Origin of the sequence: Streptomyces sp. NPDC050625, assembly GCF_040654755.1 — a bacterium.
Classification (GTDB): domain Bacteria; phylum Actinomycetota; class Actinomycetes; order Streptomycetales; family Streptomycetaceae; genus Streptomyces.
The window spans coordinates 159809-178131 of record NZ_JBFAIQ010000015.1 but is presented as its reverse complement, the minus strand read 5'-3'; the positions used below and the strand labels follow the sequence as shown (position 1 = coordinate 178131).

The window sequence follows — 18323 nt, the reverse complement described above, 5'->3', positions numbered from 1 at the left end:
GAGAAGTCAAAGCTCCCGCCGGGGTGGCGGGGTGGCGTCAGACGCCGCCGAACAGGGCGCTCAGCCCGCGCTCGACCACCGCCCCGACGTCCTCCTGCCCGGCCGGCACCAGGGCATAGGCGCGCAGCAGGAAGCGGCGCAGCACCGCGGTGTCGAACTGGAGCAGGGCGATGCCGTACGGCGAGTGGAACTCGAGGACCGTACGCGTACGCCCGCACGGCCAGATGTGTACGTCGCCGCGTCCGGCAGGGGCGTTCAGCCCCTCGTCGAGGAGGGAACGCGCGAAGGTCCAGGTGACGCAGGCGCCGTCGAGGGTGGACTCGGGCGGGAAGTCGAAGAACACGGCCAGCGGATCCTCGGAGGTGTACCGCAGCATGGCGGGCACGGGGACCTCACGGTCCTCGGGAGTGACGAGCCGGGCACGGGCGGGCTGCTCGAACATGGTGTCCATGCCTTTACGAGTCCGCAGCGGCCGTTCGCATGGCGCGAAATTCGGACATAGTTGGTGCGGACCGCGCCATGCCCCGCCGAGGTCGCGGGCGGCATAGAACACGGGCACGTCGAACAGACGCCTGAACGCTACATCCGAGCTCCTCCCGATCGGTCAACGCACGTATGCCGTCTACGACTTGTCCACCACGCCAGGTACGCCATTCGCACCGGCCGACCATGCATTGAAGACTCTGACATATGCCAGAAGCACCACCGGATCGTGTGTTGCCAAATCCCTTACAGGGCGTCGCGGGCTGTGCAACAGTCGTAACCGGTCCCTCCGTCCCCCTTGGCCGTCCCGTCCCCGCATCGGAGTGCGTCATGCCGTCCCATCTCTCCGCGGACCGACCAGCCGCCCAGCCACCCGGGCGCGGCTCGGTCGAGGCGCTGATAACGCAGACGCGGCGGCTCAAGGGCGAGGTGGACGCCGTACGGCGGGACGCGCAGAGCTACGGTTCGGACCCCGAGGAGCGATGGCAGCGCGCGCTGTACGACCTCGCACTGCACCAACTCGACGATCTGGACCAGCACTTGGCGCAACTGCGGGACGGACCGCTGCCGGTGGCGCCGGCCACCACCGAGGCGTTACCGGCGGCCGCCGTGCCGGTGGCGTCCGGTGAAGCGGACCGCGGCTCCCTGCTGAGCCGCGTCGGCAGCGCCGAGTGGAACCTGCTGACGGACGAGGCCAGTTGGTCCGGGGAGCTCTACCAGATCCTCGGCCTCGTCCCGGACACTCCCGCTCTCACCCTCGACGAACTGCCGTCCCTGGTGCTCGACGACGACCGGGCGAAGCTGACCGCGATGGTGACGGACTGTCTGGTCGACGCCAAGCCGATCGACGGGGAGTTCCGCGTGGTGCGGCCCGACGGACTCACGCGGACCGTGCACATGATGGGCGAGCCCGTGCTCGACGCCGACGGCAGCACCGCCTCGATGTGGGCCGTGCTGCGTGACGTCAGTGAACTGCGCCGCAGCCAGCGGACGGTGCGCGAGACCCGTGACTCGTTGCAGCGCCAACGGCACCAGGCCCAGACCGAGCACAGGCTTGCGGTCGAGCTGCAGGAAGCCGTGCTGCCGCCGTGGCGCGGCTCCCTGCGGCTCCCGCGACGGGGGCCGCAGACCCTCGACCTCGCGGCCCGCTGTCTGCCGTCCGAGACGGGCGCGCTGATCGGCGGCGACTGGTACGACGCGATCGAACTGTCCGACGGCGACACACTGCTCAGCGTCGGCGATCTGACGGGGCACGGCGTGACCGTCACCTCGGGCATGGCGATGCTGCTGGGCGCCCTGCGCGGCATGGCGATGGCGGGCACCCAGCCCGGTCAGCTGATGGTCTGGCTGAACCAGTTACTGGACGCCACCGTGCAGCCGGCCCTGGGCAGCGCCGTCTGCTGCCGCTACCGGCCCGCGACCCGCACCCTGGTATGGGCGCAGGCAGGACACCCCGCCCCGCTGCTGTTCCGCGACGGGACGGGGTGCATGCTCAGCGCGCCGGACGGCGTGCTGCTCGGCGCCACCTCGGGAGCCGGTTACGGGCAGGCCGAAGTGACTCTGGAACCGGGCGACCTGCTTCTGCTGCACACCGACGGACTGGTGCCCGGGCACAGCAGCGCCGACTCCCTGGACCGTCTCCTCGGCCTGGCCCCGCGGTTCGGGACGGCAGGCACCGCTCAGGACTGCGTACGGGCGGTGGTCGAGGAGTTCGGCGAGAGCGGGCGCGAGGACGAGGCCTGCGTGCTCATCGCCAAGGTGAGTGAATAAGGACAGCGGTGAGTGAATAGGGACAGCCGAGACGGACGGCTGTTTCAGGGCGGGTCGAGCGCGCGGACCCCCTATGCCTGTGCGCTGTTGCCGCCCCTGCTCTTGGGCTTGGGCAGGGCGAGCCTGATCTCCTCCCGCAGTTGCTGGATCTTCGGGTAGTTGGAGTACTCGGCGGTCAGCCGGTACATCTGGCGCAGCCGGTCCCAGGTGCGGTGGGAGGAGTTCGATCCCATCGACACCAGGGCCAGCCGCGCGTAGTGGCCGGCCTGTTCGGGGTCGTCCGCGATGAAGCACGCGGAGGCCATGGACAGGAAGTCGAAGATCTGGGACCGCTCCTGCCGGCTGCCGGCCCTGAGCGCCAGGGCCTTGTCCGCGTAGTGCTGGGCGTGCGCGGCCGCGCTCGGGTCGTGCTCGGCCAGTGTGCGGTAGGCCAGGGCCTGCATGCCGTACAGATCCGCTTCGTTGAACATCTGCATCCAGCTAGGCGGCGGCACGTCGCCCCGGTCGGAGACGAAGAGGTCCTCCGCCCGGCCGAGGGTGCGGCGCATCGCCTGGCCCTTGCCCGTCGACGCCTGTGCCCAGGCCTCGATGGTGTGGAACATCGCCCGGGTGCGCGGCAGCACCTCGTGGCCCGAGCCGGACTGGGCGAGCTTCATCAGGTCGAGTGCTTCGTCCGGCCGGCCCAGATGCACCATCTGGCGAGCCGCTCTGGAGAGCGCCTCCCCGGCGCGGGGCCGGTCACCGCCCTCACGGGCCGCATGGGCGGCGATGACGAAGTACTTCTGGGCCGTGGGTTCCAGGCCGACGTCGTGCGACATCCAGCCCGCGAGGACGGCGAGGTTGGCCGCGACGCCCCACAGGCGCCGCTGGAGATGGTCGGGGTGACGGTAGGCGAGCATGCCGCCCACCTCATTGAGCTGACCCACCACAGCCTTGCGCTGCAGCCCGCCGCCGCGGGCCGCGTCCCAGGCCCGGAACACCTCGACCGAGCGCTCCAGTTCCTCGATCTCCTGCGATCCGATGGGGGCGGCCTCGTAGCGGTCGAAGCCGGCCGGGTCGGCGTGCAGGGGGTCGTCGAGGGCAGGGGCGTCGGCCCTGAGTGTCGGGTCGTTGTGCAGCCAGTCGTACATGGCGCTGCTGAGTGCGGATCCTGCGGCGAGCGCGGCACCCGCGCCCACCAAGCCGCGTCGGTTGAGCATGAGGTCCATTCCCGTGAATTCGGTGAGGACCGCGGCGGTACGTTCGGGCGCCCACGGCACGCCGTCGGGATGTTCCGCAATCCCGCCGCCCGGCCGTTTCCCCGCACGCCCGTGCCGCACCAGACCGAGGTCCTCGATGGTCACGACACGGCCGAGACGCTCGGTGAACAGAGCCGCCAGCACCCGCGGCACCGGATCGCGCGGGATCTCTCCCATGTCGATCCACCGCCGCACCCGGGAGGTGTCGGTCGCCAGCTGGGGGTGGCCCATGGCCGCCGCCTGCTTGTTGACCTGCCTCGCGAGTTCGCCCTTGGACCAGCCGGCCAGGCCGAACAGATCCGCGAGCCGGGTGTTGGGTTGTCCGCTCACGTCAAGCCCCCAGGTTCTCGGCTGAGTTGACAGTAGCCCGGTGAGAGTTGCCGGGCGACTATTCGCCACGGTTCGCCAGGGTGCGCCAGATGGTGTGCCACTGGGCATCGGGTGTCAGGTAGGAACGCGCCACCCCGACCCGGTCGCCACTCGTCACAACGGGCACATTCCCCAGGATGCGCCCGGGCGGCCGGGCCGGGTGGGCGCGAGGACTCACCAGGCAGGCATGCAGGCACACGAAGGGATGGGTATCGCCCATGTACGCAGCATCGTCCTCCGTGTCCGCCCCGCCCCGGTCGCTGCGCACCCGTCCGGCGGGCAGCGGCCCCTACCTCGACCCCGCGCGTCCGGGGGCGCCCGTGCCGGTCGTGGGCCGGCCCCGGCGTGCCGCGGGGATCGGTACCCAACCGCTCAGCGGGAGACTCGACTTGTCCGGCCCCCAGGGCGCCCAGCTGCGCACCGCGATCGCCTCGGTGCACCGCATCTGTCCGGAGTTCGCTCCGGTGCAGGTGCTGCGCCGCAGCGGGCGGTCCGTGCTCCTCGTCGGGACGACGGGGCGCAGCACGGCCGTCGCCAAGTGCCTGCTCGACCACTCGCCCGCGTGGGCCGAGCGGTACCGGCACGAAATAGCCGCTTACCGCTCGTTCGTCCGGCACCGGCCGCCGGTCCGGGCGCCGAGGCTGATCGCGGCGGACCCGGACAACTGCACCCTGGTGGTGGAACGCATGCCCGGCCGGGTGGCGGCGTTCCAGCGGCACCCGGCCGAGGCCCCGCCGCGCGCGGACATCCGGGCTGCGCTCGGGGCGATCTGCCGGCTGAACGCCTGGCGGCCGCCGGCGGGCACCTTCGACGCCCCGCTGGACTACGCGGCCCGGATCTCCCGCTACCACGAGCTGGGGCTGCTCACCGACCGGGACATGGGCGACCTGCAGAAGCTGCTGCACGGCATCGCGCATGCGGCGGGCCGGCAGGGGATGGGCCAGTTCTGCCACGGCGACGCGCTGCTCTCGAACATCCTGCTCTCACCGGCCGGTCCGGTGCTGGTGGACTGGGAGCACGCGGGCTGGTACCTGCCGGGCTACGACCTGGCCACGCTGTGGTCGGTCCTCGGCGACGCGCCGGTGGCGCGGCGGCAGATCAGCCAGATCGCCCAGTCGGCGGGTCCCGCCGCGCGTGACGCCTTCCTGGTGAACCTGATGCTCGTCCTCACCCGGGAGATCCGTACCTACGAGACGGCCGTGCAGCGCTCGATGCACGACCCGGCCCCTGCGGCACCTGGCGCGGCCCATCCGGCCGCGGTGTCGACCGGCGAGGAACAGCGGCTGCTGCTGAGGCGGCTGCACGACGACTGCCAGCTGGCCCGCAGGGCGGTACGCGCGGCGGTCGGCACTCGCTGACGGGGATGTCGGTCCGCGGTGCGCCCAGGCCGGGCGCACCGCGGATCTTCGTATGTGCGCGGGCCGGTCGGTGGGCGGCCATTGGTGTACGCCACTGACGCCCCGCAGGCCCACGAGCCGCCGCCACGAAACTCGCCGAACACCTTCTTGACATGGGAAGTCTCCCTCCTGCAGGCATCATTGACGGATCGTCGGCAAGCCGGTACCACTGACCCAGCTCGGCGCCGCACGCCCCGCCACGCCCGCCCGTCACAGGAGGCCGCATTGCGAGGATCCGCCACTGACCCCACCTCGACTCCCGGCAACAGACGCGCCCGGAGGACGGCCGGCGCAGTGGCCAGTGCGGCCCTGCTGCTCCCCCTGCTCGGTGCGGCCCCCGCCCCGGGCTCGGCCGATACCGGGTCCTCCCCCGGTGTGCTGCAGCGTGCCTTCGCCGGCGCGGCCGCCGAGTACCACGTGCCGCAGAGCGTTCTGCTGGCCGTCTCCTACCTCCAGTCCCGCTGGGACACCCACGCCGGAGCGCCGAGTGTGACCGGCGGCTACGGCCCGATGCACCTCACCGACGCGCGCACCGCGCTGACCGCGGCCGAGCACTTCGCCGACGGCACCGAGGACGCCCGCGGCGACAACGCGCGCGCGGCCCTGCACCCGCACACCGCGGTACCGGACAGCTCCGCGCTCCCGGCCCGCCTCAGGACCCTGCCGAGAGCGGCCGGGCTGACCGGACTGCCGGCCGCAAAGCTGCGTACCGACCCCACGGCCAATGTGGCCGGCGGTGCCGCCCTGCTCGCCGCCGACCAGAAGGCCCTGGGCGAGCCGCTCAGCTCCGACCCGGCCGACTGGTACGGCGCGGTGGCCCGGTTCTCCGGCGCGGACGACACGGCGACCGCGGCGGCGTACGCGAACGACGTGTACGACGTGCTGCGCACCGGCGAGTCGCGCACCACGGACGAGGGGCAGCAGGTCGCGCTGGCCGCGCAGCCGCAACTGCGGGCGAACACCGCGCAGCTGCGGCGCACGGGTCTGCGCACGGTGTCCGCCGACGGGACGGAGTGCCCGGCGTCGGTGTCCTGCGAGTGGATCCCGGCGCCGTACGCGGAGTTCGGGGACAACGACTACGGCAACCACGATCTCGGTGACCGGCCGGCGTCGCAGAGCATCAAGTACATCGTCGTCCATGACACCGAGGGCACCTGGGACGGCGTCCTGAACCTGGTGCAGGACCCCACCTATGTGTCGTGGAACTACACCATCCGCTCCACGGACGGTCTGATCGCCCAGCACGTCAAGGCCAAGGACGTGGCCTGGCACGCGGGCAACTGGTACATCAACGCGAAGTCGGTCGGCATCGAGCACGAAGGCTTCCTGGCGGCACCGGACGCCTGGTACACGGAGGCGATGTACCGGTCGTCGGCCCGGCTGGTGAGGTACCTCGCCGAGAAGTACGGCATCCCCATGGACCGGCAGCACATCCTCGGCCACGACAACGTGCCGGGCCCGACCACGTCGACGATCGACGACATGCACACCGACCCGGGCCCGTACTGGGACTGGCGGCACTACTTCGACCTGCTGGGCCACCCCTTCAAGCGCACCGCGGGCAAGAAGGGCGGCCTGGTGACGATCCGGCCCGACTACGCGTCGAACCGGCCGGAGTACACGGACTGCACCACCAACGGCGAGCCCTGCGCGGCCCACGGTTCCAGTGAGGTGCGGCTGTACTCCGACCACGACGAGAACTCGGCCCTGATCAAGGACATCGGCCTGGGCACGACCCCGACCACCGGGGTGAACGATCTGTCCTCGCGGGTCTCCACCGGCCAGCAGTACGCCGTCGCCGACCGCTGGGGCGACTGGACGGCCATCTGGTACCTGGGCCAGAAGGCGTGGTTCAGGAACCCGCAGAAGGCGCCGACGGCGGTGAACGCCTCCGGCCTGGTGATCACGCCGAAGGACGGTTCGACGAGCATCCCCGTGTACGGCCGCGCGTACCCGGAGAAGGAGGCCTATCCGACGGGAGTGCCCGCCCAGACGGTCGCACCGCTGCCGTACACCGTGCCGGCGAACCAGAAGTACGTGGTCGGTGACGAGGTGCCGGGCGAGTACTACTACGCGGTCACCTTCACCACCGACTCGCACAGGGTCGTGGTCGGCAAGGACCTGTACTACGAGATCCAGTACGGCCACCGGGTGGCGTTCGTCCGCGCGGCGGACGTCCGCGTCGAGCCCTCCTCGGCCCCCTAGGGCCTGTCCGCGTCAGCCCTGCTGGAAAAGCTCCGCCGGGAGCGGCTTCAGCAGGGCGTACAGGTCGTCGGTGATGGGGCGGTCCCAGGCGGCGATGGTGACCAGGACGCCGTCGCTGCGGTCGAACTGGACACAGGAGATCCGGCCCTCGGAGAGCTTCAGGCGCCGCACGATCAGGAGGTTGTCGCCCTGCAGCACCGGCATGTCCTCCGCGTCGGTGACGGTCACCTCCTCGTCGTTCTCCAGCGCCAGCAGCAGCTGGGCCACCTCGAAGGGGATCTCGCCCTCGGCCACCTCACGCGCCGGGGAGCCCTCCGGCAGATTGCCGATGATCATGGCGGGTCCGCGGCCGCCGAACAGGTCGTAGCGCAGGAAGACGCCCTGGCAGCTGCCGTCGGGGGCGGGCAGCAGGCCCGCGCCCAGATTGCCGGGCCAGTCGCCCGGATCCATGGCCAGTACGTCGAAGTCGGGCCCGGCGGGAGTGGCGCTGCGGCGGCGGAGGAACGACATGCGGCCATGGTACGTGCATGGACGCGATCGGTGACGTGCGGGAGCCGTCTCAACGGGTGCCGGATCTCCTCCCCTGCCCGAGGGCCGACGCCAGCCCCGAGGGGTCGGTGCCCAGCTTCCGGTAGACCGCCGACAGCAGGCATACGACGGTCTGCTCGTCCGTGTGGAGCTCCGCTGCGATCTCCGGCTCGGTGCGGCCGGCGACGGTGAGCGTGGCTGCCGTGCGTTCGCGTGTGGTGAGGGTGTCGGTCTCGGCGCTGTGCAGACGGCGGGGGCGCAGTCCGGCGGCGGCGAGCTCGTCGCGGGCCGTCTCGGCGAGTCCGTCGGCGCCGCACTGGGCCGCCGTTTCGAGGCCCCGGTAGAGATGGTCGGCGGCTTCCCTGGTGCGGCCGTTGCGGCGCAGTTCGGTGCCCAGGGCTACCAGTGCGTAGGCGAGCTCGTAGGCGGCCGGGGAGCGGTCCAAATGGGTGACGGCCTCTTCCAGGTACTTGACCCGGGCGGAGCCCGAGGACACCTCCGCGGCCGTCCGCAGGGCCTGTCCGATGGCGGACGGGGCGCCGAACTGGCGGGCGCGGCCGACCGCCTCCAGGGCGGTGTCCAGGGCCCGTTCGGGGTCGTCGTGGCTCTGTGCGCGGGCGAGGTGCACCTGCCAGGGGCACCAGGCCGGATTGCGGATGCCCCGGGGGTCGAGGCGGCGTCCGGCGGCCGAGAGCGCGGCGGCCGCTTCCTTGGGCAGGCCGCGGGCCAGGAGCAGTTCGCCGTACACGGTCTGGACGTCGGGGAAGACTACGGCGGCCGGGAAGGGTTCCCCGAAGCAGAAGGCGTCGGCGGTCTGGGCGGCCTCCGTGACCCGGCCCCGGGCCAGCAGGACCTCGATCAGGATGCCCATGGCGTACCAGTGGGCGGGGGTGCCGGGCCCGACGCGTTCGGCGAGCCTGAGGCCCGCGCGGACGAAGTCCTCGGCCTCGGCGAGCCGCCCCCTGCGATAGCGGACGTAGGCCAGCAGGGTGTAGGCGAAGGAGAGGTGGGCGCCGCGCCAGCCCTGGTGTTCGTAGTCGGCGATCCCGGCGGCGAAGAGCTCCTCGGTGCGGCCCGGCCGGTCGGCGTACATGAAGGTCATGGCCACCAGGACCGGGACCTCGAATCCGCGGTCGGGCTCGGCCCAGCGCAGGCCGCCGGCCAGGGCGCGTTCGGCGTGGTGGAGGGCGACGGGGGCGGGTTCGCCGCGCAGGACCGCGTCCCAGGTGCGCAGTCCGATGACGTAGCGCTCGGTGAGGTCGCGGCCCTTGAGCCGGTCGGCGAGCCGGGCGAGGCGGCGGGAGCGGGCCGGATGGTCGGGCTCGTCGGCGCGGAAGGCGTCCCACATGAACTGCTCGGCCGCCATGCGCAGCCGGACCCGGGCGTCGCCGGTCAGCCGTATCTCCCGGGCGAGGGTGTCGGAGGCCTCGGCGAGGTGGTCGCTGTGGGCGAGGACCTGGGAGAGGCGGTAGACGATGTTGTGCCGCAGTTCGGGGTCGGCGATGGGCTCGTCGAGGGCGGCGCGCAGATGGTTGACGGTGGTCGCCGGTTCGGTGAGCAGGGAGGCGGAGCCCAGCTCGTACAGGACGGCGGCCCGGTCGGCCGGGAGCGGGGGTTCGCGCAGCGCACGGGCGAGGTAGCCGCGGGCGGCGTCGGGGGCGCCGGCCCTGAGGGTCTCGCCGGCGGCGGCGCGCAGTTGCTGCACGACCCAGGTGTCGCCGTCGGGGTGGGTCTCCAGGAGATGGCGGCCTGCGGCGGAGGGCCCCTGCCCGTCGTTGATCACGCACCAGGCGGCCTGTCCGTGCAGGGCGACCCGGACGCCGGTCGGGATGGCCCGGTAGACGGCGGTGGCGATCAGCGGGTGGACGAACTCCAGGGTGCCCTCGGCGGTCACGTCGCCGGTGAGGATGCGGGCGCCGCGCAGCGCGTCCGCGGCGTCGGCGGCCTCCTCGGGGCCGAGTCCGGCGACGGCGGCGGCGAGCGCCGGATGGATCTCGGTGCCCAGGACGGCGCAGGCCCAGGCGAAGCGGACGGTGGAGGTGCCGAGGCGTTCGAGCCGGGTGATCAGACCGCTGCCCTTGACGGCGGCGGCGAGGTCGCGCAGCAGGGGTGCCCCGGCCTCGGTCGGGGTGAGGCCACGGTCGCTCACCTTGGCGGTCAGTTCGACCGTCTCGAACGGGTTGCCCTCGGTGACGGCCCAGCACTCGCGGCAGAACGCGTCGTCGGCGTGCGCGCCGAGGGTCTCCCGCACCAGTCGGGTCACGGCGGCCACGCTGAGCGGCTCCAGGCCGAGCGGGCGTCCGCCGGCGCGTCCAGGCAGTGAGCGGAACGACTCGGCGTGGTCGGGCAGTTCGTCGGGCCGGTAGGCGACGACGACCAGCATCGGGAGGTCCTCGGCCCGGGGTGCGAACGCGGCCAGCCAGCGCAGGGATTCGGGGTCGGCCCAGTGCGCGTCGTCGAGGACCAGGACCATCGGGGCGCGGCGCACGGCGAGATGGGTGAGCACCCAGTCGAGGCCGTCGCCCAGGCCCTGCGGGTCGGGTGGGGCGCCGTCGGTGGGGGCGCACAGACCGAGGGCGGGGCCGACGATGTCGTACCAACTGCCCAGTGAGGAGCGCAGTTCGGCCTCCGGGACGCCCGCGAGCTGCGGTTGCAGGAGCTGGCGGGCCACGTGGAAGGCGACGCGCTGTTCCTGGTCGCCGCCGCGGGCGGACAGCACCGTGCAGCCCTGTGCGGTGGCGCGGCGGCGGACCTCGGCGAGGAGGGTGGTCTTGCCGATTCCGGCGCGGCCCGCGAAGGCCAGTAACGCGCCGCGCGGCGGCGCGGGCTGTTCGGTGCCGTCCGCCCGCAGACCGGTGAGCTCGCCCAACGCCTCGTCGATCGCGGCGAGTTCGCTTTCCCGTTCGAGGAGCGTCCGCTTGTTCCGAACGATCCGTTGTTCCATCACTACCCCCCGCCACAGTCGCACCCGCGCGGGGAGCGGGCACGCAGCGTGGCTGTCAGGCACCCCAGCGTACGCCTCGCCGCGACCGTGTGAGCATGATCGGCAGGTACTGCTCGAAACAGTTCCGCGCGGGCTTCCGGTCCCCCCGTACGGAGCGGGTGCGGCTCACTCCTCGGGGGGTGCGGGCGGTACCACCGCGATCGGGCTCGCCGCGTGCAGCAGGACCGCCTGGGTGACGGAGCCCATCATGCGGGCCGGCGCGAGGAGGCGTCGGCGGTGGCGCCCGACGACGACCAGCGCGGCGTCCCCGGAGGCGGCCACGAGGTGACCGGCCGCGTCGCCGGGCAGCGCGTGGACGTCGCAGCGGACGTCCGGGCGCGCCTTGCGGTGCGGGGCGAGGAAGCCCTCGGCCAGGATCCGTGTCTCGTGCTCGACGGCGCTCCGGTCGACGGCGGGCGGGAGCAGTTCACCGGGGGCGGCCAGGCTCGTCACCGGCCACGGGTAGGCGGCGATCACCTGGAGGCGGGCGCCGAGCAGGGCGGCCTCGGTGAAGGCGAAGGCCAGGGCGGCCTCGTCGGGGCTGTCCGCGTGCAGGCCGACGACCACCCGGGGCCCGGGCTCGGCCGGCAGTCCCTCGTGAACCTCGCGGCCGGGCCGCGGCACCACGACGACGGGGCACTCGGCGTCCCGGGCGGCGGCAAGGCTGTTGGAGCCGAGCAGCAGGCTGGCGAAGCCGCCGCGCCCCCGGGATCCCAGCACCAACAGCTGTGCGGTGGCGCTGAGTTCGGGCAGGACGACGGCGGGCGCCCCCACCGGGGCGGTGTACTCCACGTCGAGGCCCTCGCCGCGGCCCGCCAGATGCTCGCGCGCCCGGTCGAGGACGAAGTCGTCGTCGGGTCCGGGCGGTCCCACGACCAGGATGTCGGGCTGGGCCCAGGCGGCGTACTGCCACGCGTGCGCCACCCGCAGCGGGGCGGAGCGTCTGCGGGCGGCCGCGAGGGCCCAGTCCAGGGCACGCAGGCTGTCGTCCGAACCGTCGACCGCTGCGACGACCGGCGCAGTGTTCATCGTTCCTCACCTCCGGAAGGCGACCTCCCCCTGTCCGGGGCCAGCCTCGTCGAGGCGGCCGCCCCGGAGGGGCCCTACAGGTCGCGTGTCCGGAAAACGGGACGGAACACCCACCGGTCGGCTCGTCGGCACCGCTCGCGGCGCCCCCGGCTCAGGTCAGGTCGAACTCCCCTTCCCTCGCCCCGGACACGAAAGCGCCCCACTCCGCGGGGGTGAAGATCAGGGAAGGGCTCTGGGGCCGGCCGCTGTTGCGCATCGCGATGAATCCCTCGACGAAGGCGATCTGGACATCCCCAAGACCTCGGCTGCTGGACTGCCACTCGGCCCCGCTCAGGTCCAGCTCCGGCTTGTCCCAACCCACGAGCGGCTGCTGCTGGATGGTGCTCTCGGCCACGTCCGTGCTCCTCCCGATTCGTCGTCCGCGGTCAGCCTAGCGATCGACCCCGACCGCCGACAGGCCACATGAGGAGGACCTTTCAGGTGTCGGGCGCGTCGGATCCCACGAGCCACATCGAGAAGAACTGGGAGCCGCCGCCGTAGGCGTGCCCGAGCACCCTGCGGACCCCGTCCACCTGGTGCTCTCCCGCCTGTCCACGGACCTGGAGCGCCGCCTCGGCGAAGCGGATCATGCCCGAGGCGCCGATCGGGTTGGTGGACAGCACACCGCCGGACATGTTGACGGGCAGGTCCCCGTCGAGCTCCGTCACCCCGGACTCGGTGAGCTTCCAGCCCTCGCCCTCCTCGGCGAAGCCGAGGTTCTCCAGCCACATGGGCTCGTACCAGGAGAACGGCACGTACATCTCGACGGCGTCGATGTCCCGGCGCGGGTCGGCGATGTGGGCCTGTCGGTAGACGTCGGCGGCGCAGTCCTTGCCGGCCTGCGGCGAGACGAAGTCCTTCCCGGCGAAGAGCGTGGGCTCGCTGCGCATCGCGCCGCCCAGCATCCAGGCGGGCGGCCGGGGCGCGCGGGCGGCCCCGGCCCGGTCGGTCAGGACCATGGCGCAGGCGCCGTCCGAGGACGGGCAGGTCTCCGAGTAGCGGATGGGGTCCCACAACATGGGGGACGCCTGGACCTTCTCCAGGGTGATGTCGTGCTCGTGGAGATGGGCGTAGGGGTTCTTCAGGGCGTTGCGCCGGTCCTTGTAGGCGACCAGCGAGCCGATCGTGTCGGGGGCGCCGCTGCGCCGCATGTACGCGCGCACATGGGGCGCGAAGAAGCCGCCCGCGCCCGCGAGCAGCGGCTGCTGGAAGGGGACCGGCAGCGACAGGCCCCACATGGCGTTGGATTCGGATTGCTTTTCGAAGGCGAGGGTGAGGACCGTGCCGTGGACGCGTGCCGCCACGAGGCCCGCGGCGACCAGCGCGGTGGACCCGCCGACCGAGCCGGCCGTGTGCACCCGCAGCATGGGCTTGCCGACCGCGCCGAGCGCGTCGGCCAGGTACAGCTCCGGCATCATGACGCCCTCGAAGAAGTCGGGCGCCTTGCCGATGACGACGGCGTCGATGTCGGACCAGGTCAGCTCGGCGTCGTCCAGGGCCCGCCGGGCGGCCTCGCGGACGAGTCCGGCGATCGACACGTCCCGGCGGGCCGCCACGTGCTTGGTCTGGCCGATCCCTGTGACGGCCACGGGCTCCTTGCTCATCGTGGATCCCCTTCGAGTACGGCGACCAGGTTCTGCTGCAGACAGGGGCCGGACGTGGCGTGGGCGAGCGCCCGGTCGGACTCGCCACGGTGGATCCGGGCGGCCGCCTCGCCGATCCTCACGAGACCGGCGGCCATGACCGGGTTCGCGGCCAGGGCGCCGCCGGACGGATTGACGCGCACGCCGTCGTCGAGCCGCAGCGCCTTGCGCAGGACGACCTCCTGGGAGGCGAACGGCGCGTGCAGCTCGGCGGTGTCGACGGGCCGTTCGAAGGCACCCGCGCGCTCCGCGGCCAGACGCGTGGAGGGTGAGTCGGTCAGATCGCGCACGCCCAGTGCGTGGGCCTCGATGCGGTGGTCGAGGCCCCGGATCCAGGCGGGTCGCGCGCACAGGTCCCGGGCCCGCTCGGCGGCCGCGAGGATCACGGCGGCGGCGCCGTCGCCGATGGGCGGACAGTCACCGGTGCGCAGGGGCCGTACCAGGTAGTCGCCCCGGGGCACCGGACCACGAAGCTGCGCGTGGGGGTTGTCCGCGGCGGCGGCCCGGCTGCGTGCCCCGACGGCGGCGAGCGCGGGCTCGTCGGTGTCCCCCGCGTCGATGAGCGCCTGCGCCTGGAGCGCGGCCAGCGCCACGGAGTCCGGCCACAGCGGGGCGACGTAGTACGGGTCGAGCTGCCGGGAGAGCACGTCACGGACCGAGCCGGGCGAGGACTTGCCGTACGCGTACACGAGAGCGGTGTCCGCGTCCCCGGTGAGCAGCTTGGTCCACGCCTCGTACAGCGCCCACGCGCCGTCCATCTCCACGTGCGACTCGGAGATGGGCGGCCAGGCCCCCACGCCGTCGAGGGCGAGGGTGAAGGAGAAGGCCCGGCCGGCCAGATAGTCGCTGGAGCCGGAGCAGGTGAAGCCGATGTCGGCGGTCCTCAGGCCGGTTTCGCCGAGGACCTCGTGCAGCACCGGCATGAGCATCTCCACCTCGGAGAGCTCCTCGCTGGTGCGCCGGTGCCCGGTCTGCGCGAAGGCCACGACGGCGATGTCCCGCGTCAGGGCGGCTCCTTGCGTCACAGCAGCTCCTTGTAGGCGTCGTAGTCCGCGTCGGGTTCGCCGGTGGGCCGGTAGTGGTCGGGATGGCGGGCCCCGTCCGTCCACACCGGCTCGACGCGCAGGCCCATCCGCACCTGGTCGTAGGGGATGCCGCCGATACGGCCGTGCAGCGCGAGGCCGGCGCCGTCGAGGGCGATGTGCGCGTAGACGTAGGGCACCTCGATGTCGAGGTTCCGCGCCTTGATGTTGACGATGCAGAAGGTGGTGACCGTGCCGCGGGGACCCACTTCCACCTGTTCGGCTGTGGCGACACCACATGTGGGGCACGCACCCCTGGGCGGGACGTACACCTTGCGGCAGGACGGACAGCGCTCGCCCACGGTCCGCCGTCCGGAGAGGGCGGTGATGTAGGCGGACTGTGCGCGGCCGGGCGAGTAGGTGTAGTCGAGGCGGGCGGGGGCGACGATCCCGGTGACCGGGTCCTCGAACTCGCCGCTGTGCGCCTCGGCTCCGGTGTTCTCGCCCGCCTCGCTCGCATCGCCCACCTCGCTCGCCTCGCCCTCGTACGGCTCGAAGCAGGCGATGTCCGTGATGGCGCCGGAGCGCTCCTCGGCCCAGCGCACGCGCACCCGCATGCCGGTGTGCACGGTGTCGGGGCCGGGCGCGTCCAGGACGTGCAGGAGGGCGGTGTCGGCGCCGTCGAGCCGGACCAGGACCCAGGCGAAGGGGGTGCCGAGGGGCTGGCCGCGGCGCGGTTCGTGGTTCCAGGCCCAGGTGGTGACGGTGCCGGTCGGGGCGACCTCGACAAGCTCGCGTATCTCCTCCGCGGTGACGGGGTCGTACTCCACGGGCGGCACGAGGACGTGGCCGTCGCCGGTCCGCACGCCGAGGACGACACACTCGCGCAGGCCGGTGAGGAAGGCGCTCTGGACCGGGCCGAGGGAACGGGTGAAGGGGAACTCCACGACCAGGGGGGCGCTCAGGACTTCGGGCATCGAAGGCTCTCTCCTTCGCGGGTCAGGCACGCTTGTAGACGGGGGATCGCTTCTCCGCGAAGGCACGGGCGCCCTCCTCGGCGTCCGCTGTGTCGAAGACCGGCCAGCCACGCCCCAGTTCGGCGGCGAGCCCCTCGGTCTCGGTCATCTCCGCGGTCTCGTACACCGAGGCCTTGACGGCCTCGACGGCCAGCGGGCCACAGGCGTTGACCCGCTCGGCGATCTCCAGGGCCTGCTCCAGCGCGGTGCCGTCGGGGACGACATGGCCGATCAGCCCGATGTCCGCCGCCTCGCGGGCGCTGTAGGGCCGTCCGGTGAGCAGCATCTCCAGTGCGTGGGTGCGCGGGATCTGCCGTTGCAGCCGGACGGTCGAGCCGCCGATCGGAAAGAGCCCGCGCCTGACCTCGAACAGGCCGAAGGTCGCGGACTCGCCCGCGACCCGGATGTCGGTGCCCTGCAGGATCTCCGTCCCGCCCGCGACGCAGTACCCCTCGACGGCGGCGATCACGGGTTTGCGCGGGCGGTGGTGGCGCAGCATCGCCTTCCAGTGCAGGTCGGGGTCGGCCTTGAGCCGGTCGCGGTAGTGCTCCCCCGCCATGCCCCGGCCGGCCAGCGCCTTGAGGTCCATCCCGGCGCAGAAGGCGCCCCCCGCCCCGGTGAGCACGATCGAGCGGACCGTGTCGTCCTCGTCTGCCTCCAGCCACCCGTCGTACAGGCCGACGAGCATGGGCAACGAGAGCGCGTTCTTGGCGTCGGGCCTGTTGAGCGTGAGCACCAGTGTGGCACCCTCGCGCCGCACGCTGAGGTGTTCCGTCCCACCCATTGACCGTCTCCCCTCTGAAAGAACGAGAACAGGTTGCAGTAGGCGCGTGGGCACTTCAAGGGTTTTCTGACAGACAGTCAGATTTCTTGGCGCGGACCCTTCCCAGTTGCGGCGCCCTTTGCTCTGATGACCGGCGAACCGTCGGATGCCAGGCACGCCCGCGCGCTGCAACGGGGTCAGGAGGAGCGGTGGAGTACAACCTTGCCGACCTGTTCGAGTCGGTCGTCGACGTGGTGCCGGACCGCGAGGCGCTCGTGTACATCGACCACCCCGGCACGGGCGCGGAGCGCCGGCTCACCTACGCGGAGCTGGACACCGCCGCCAACCGCATCGGCCACCATCTGATCGACAGCGGGATCCGCCCCGGCGAGCACCTCGGCCTCCACCTCTACAACGGGATCGAGTACCTGCAGACGGTGCTCGCCTGTCTGAAGGCGCGGATCGTCCCGGTCAACGTCAACTACCGCTATGTGGAAGAGGAGCTGGTGTACCTCTACCGCGACGCGGACCTGGCGGCCCTGGTCTTCGACGCCGAGTTCACCGACCGGGTGGCGGCGGCGCTGCCGCGGGCTCGGAAGCTGCGGCACGTGGTGCGGGTGGGGAGCCCGGCACCGGGGGCGCGCGAGGTACCGGCCGTGGCGTTCACGCAGGCCGAGGCGGCGGGGTCGCCCGAGCGCGGCTTCCCCGCACGCTCGGCGGACGACCAGTTCATCATCTACACGGGCGGCACGACCGGGATGCCCAAGGGTGTGATGTGGCGCCAGGAGGACCTGTTCTTCGCGGGGCTGGGCGGCGGGGCACCGACCGGTGAGCCGGTGAAGAAGCCGGAGGAGCTGGCCGAGCGGGTCGCGGCCGGCGGTTCGGGGATCACCTTCTTCCCCACTCCCCCGCTGATGCACGGCACCTCCACCCTCACCGCGTTCATCGGCTTCCACTTCGGGCAACGGATCGTGCTCCACCGCAAGTTCGTGCCGGAGGAGGTGCTGCGGACCGTCGAGCGGGAGAAGGTCACCAGCATGTCGCTGGTGGGCGACGCGATGCTGCGGCCGCTGATCGACGCCCTGAGCGGGCCCATGAAGGGCACCGACTGCTCGTCCATGTTCAGCGTGTCCTCGTCGGGCGCGATCATGTCGGAGACGGTGCGCAGGCAGTTCCGGGAGCTGGTCCCGAACGCCCTGCTGCTGAACAACTTCGGCTCCTCCGAGTCCGGCTTCAACGGCACGGCCACGGACGACTCCGGTCCCGAGCGCGGCTTCCGCATCCGCGTCAACTCCCGTACGCAGGTGGTGGACCCGGCCACCCACGAACCGGTCGCGGTGGGCGAGGTCGGCCGGGTCGCCCAGTGCGGCCACGTACCGCTCGGCTACTACAACGACCCCCGGAAGACCGCGGAGACCTTCTTCGAGAAGGACGGCCGGCGCTGGGTGCTGCTGGGCGACATGGCGACCGTCGACGCGGAGGGCGTCGTCACCGTGCTGGGCCGTGGCTCCCAGTGCATCAACACCGGCGGCGAGAAGGTGTATCCGGAGGAGGTCGAGCAGGCCCTCAAGTCCCATCCGGACGTGTACGACGCGCTCGTGGCCGGGGTGCCGGACACCAAGTGGGGCAATCATGTGGCGGCGGTGGTGCAACTGCGCAAGGGCGCGGACCGGTTGTCCCTGACCGACCTCCAGAATCACTGCCGCGCTCAACTGGCCGGTTACAAGATCCCGCGCCAGCTCGTGCTCACCGAGTCCATCCAGCGGTCGCCGAGCGGCAAGGCGGACTACCGGTGGGCGCGGGAGGTGGCGGTGGCCGCGGACCGGTAGGGCGGCGGC

At 72.3% G+C, this 18323-nt stretch carries 14 protein-coding genes; 4 read left to right on the top strand and 10 right to left on the bottom strand.

All coding sequences use genetic code 11. From position 1 onward, the window contains the following. Nucleotides 1-37: 37 nt before the first annotated feature. Nucleotides 38-451, bottom strand: a complete 414-nt coding sequence (locus tag AB0I54_RS29145) for an SsgA family sporulation/cell division regulator (protein WP_363299141.1) — start codon at nt 449-451, stop codon at nt 38-40. A 362-nt stretch (nt 452-813) separates the two neighbouring features. On the opposite strand from AB0I54_RS29145, the gene AB0I54_RS29140 reads away from it, so the two are divergent. Next, a complete protein-coding gene (locus AB0I54_RS29140; RefSeq protein WP_363299140.1) occupies nt 814-2253 on the top strand; it encodes a SpoIIE family protein phosphatase in 1440 nt (479 codons plus the stop codon). Nucleotides 2254-2324: 71 nt separating this feature from the next. Here AB0I54_RS29140 and AB0I54_RS29135 read toward each other — a convergent pair whose 3' ends face one another. Next, entirely contained in the window at nt 2325-3821 is a 1497-nt protein-coding gene (locus AB0I54_RS29135; RefSeq protein WP_363299138.1) for a hypothetical protein, read from the bottom strand. A gap of 257 nt (nt 3822-4078) precedes the next feature. On the opposite strand from AB0I54_RS29135, the gene AB0I54_RS29130 reads away from it, so the two are divergent. After that, on the top strand, nt 4079-5218 hold the full coding sequence (locus tag AB0I54_RS29130; protein WP_363299137.1) for an aminoglycoside phosphotransferase family protein: 1140 nt from the start codon (nt 4079-4081) through the stop codon (nt 5216-5218). 264 nt (nt 5219-5482) lie between these two features. Next, a complete protein-coding gene (locus tag AB0I54_RS29125) occupies nt 5483-7462 on the top strand; it encodes a peptidoglycan recognition family protein (RefSeq protein WP_363299136.1) in 1980 nt (659 codons plus the stop codon). Between the two features lie 12 nt (nt 7463-7474). Here AB0I54_RS29125 and AB0I54_RS29120 read toward each other — a convergent pair whose 3' ends face one another. From AB0I54_RS29120 to AB0I54_RS29085, 8 genes are all read right to left on the bottom strand, one after another. Next, nucleotides 7475-7972, bottom strand: a complete 498-nt coding sequence (locus tag AB0I54_RS29120; protein WP_363299135.1) for a hypothetical protein — start codon at nt 7970-7972, stop codon at nt 7475-7477. Between the two features lie 49 nt (nt 7973-8021). Further along, nucleotides 8022-10934 carry an AAA family ATPase gene (locus tag AB0I54_RS29115; protein WP_363299134.1) on the bottom strand — a complete coding sequence of 971 codons (2913 nt, stop codon included), beginning with the start codon at nt 10932-10934 and terminating at the stop codon, nt 8022-8024. A 165-nt stretch (nt 10935-11099) separates the two neighbouring features. Beyond that, nucleotides 11100-12002, bottom strand: coding sequence for a universal stress protein (locus AB0I54_RS29110; protein ID WP_363299133.1), 903 nt, complete (start codon nt 12000-12002; stop codon nt 11100-11102). A 151-nt stretch (nt 12003-12153) separates the two neighbouring features. Further along, a complete protein-coding gene (locus tag AB0I54_RS29105; protein ID WP_363299132.1) occupies nt 12154-12396 on the bottom strand; it encodes a DUF397 domain-containing protein in 243 nt (80 codons plus the stop codon). 82 nt (nt 12397-12478) lie between these two features. Further along, on the bottom strand, nt 12479-13645 hold the full coding sequence (locus AB0I54_RS29100; RefSeq protein ID WP_363299131.1) for a thiolase domain-containing protein: 1167 nt from the start codon (nt 13643-13645) through the stop codon (nt 12479-12481). Next, a complete protein-coding gene (locus tag AB0I54_RS29095; protein ID WP_363299162.1) occupies nt 13642-14691 on the bottom strand; it encodes a thiolase domain-containing protein in 1050 nt (349 codons plus the stop codon). Before AB0I54_RS29095 ends, AB0I54_RS29100 begins: the two co-directional genes overlap by 4 nt. Nucleotides 14692-14705: 14 nt before the next feature. Further along, nucleotides 14706-15683 carry an OB-fold domain-containing protein gene (locus tag AB0I54_RS29090; RefSeq protein ID WP_363299130.1) on the bottom strand — a complete coding sequence of 326 codons (978 nt, stop codon included), beginning with the start codon at nt 15681-15683 and terminating at the stop codon, nt 14706-14708. 22 nt (nt 15684-15705) lie between these two features. Next, nucleotides 15706-16506 (bottom strand): crotonase/enoyl-CoA hydratase family protein, encoded by an 801-nt coding sequence (locus tag AB0I54_RS29085; RefSeq protein ID WP_363299128.1) that lies wholly within the window; start codon nt 16504-16506, stop codon nt 15706-15708. A gap of 188 nt (nt 16507-16694) precedes the next feature. Between AB0I54_RS29085 and AB0I54_RS29080 the strand changes: the two genes are divergently transcribed. Continuing rightward, a complete protein-coding gene (locus AB0I54_RS29080; protein ID WP_363299127.1) occupies nt 16695-18314 on the top strand; it encodes an acyl-CoA synthetase in 1620 nt (539 codons plus the stop codon). The last annotated feature ends 9 nt before the right edge of the window (nt 18315-18323 follow it).

Bases quoted from the DNA above. Each gene is read 5' to 3' on its own strand.
- AB0I54_RS29145 (WP_363299141.1), bottom strand. From the start codon at position 451: ATGGACACCATGTTCGAGCAGCCCGCCCGTGCCCGGCTCGTCACTCCC.
- AB0I54_RS29140 (WP_363299140.1), top strand. From the start codon at position 814: ATGCCGTCCCATCTCTCCGCGGACCGACCAGCCGCCCAGCCACCCGGG.
- AB0I54_RS29130 (WP_363299137.1), top strand. From the start codon at position 4,079: ATGTACGCAGCATCGTCCTCCGTGTCCGCCCCGCCCCGGTCGCTGCGC.
- AB0I54_RS29120 (WP_363299135.1), bottom strand. From the start codon at position 7,972: ATGTCGTTCCTCCGCCGCCGCAGCGCCACTCCCGCCGGGCCCGACTTC.
- AB0I54_RS29115 (WP_363299134.1), bottom strand. From the start codon at position 10,934: ATGGAACAACGGATCGTTCGGAACAAGCGGACGCTCCTCGAACGGGAA.
- AB0I54_RS29110 (WP_363299133.1), bottom strand. From the start codon at position 12,002: ATGAACACTGCGCCGGTCGTCGCAGCGGTCGACGGTTCGGACGACAGC.
- AB0I54_RS29100 (WP_363299131.1), bottom strand. From the start codon at position 13,645: ATGAGCAAGGAGCCCGTGGCCGTCACAGGGATCGGCCAGACCAAGCAC.
- AB0I54_RS29090 (WP_363299130.1), bottom strand. From the start codon at position 15,683: ATGCCCGAAGTCCTGAGCGCCCCCCTGGTCGTGGAGTTCCCCTTCACC.
- AB0I54_RS29085 (WP_363299128.1), bottom strand. From the start codon at position 16,506: ATGGGTGGGACGGAACACCTCAGCGTGCGGCGCGAGGGTGCCACACTG.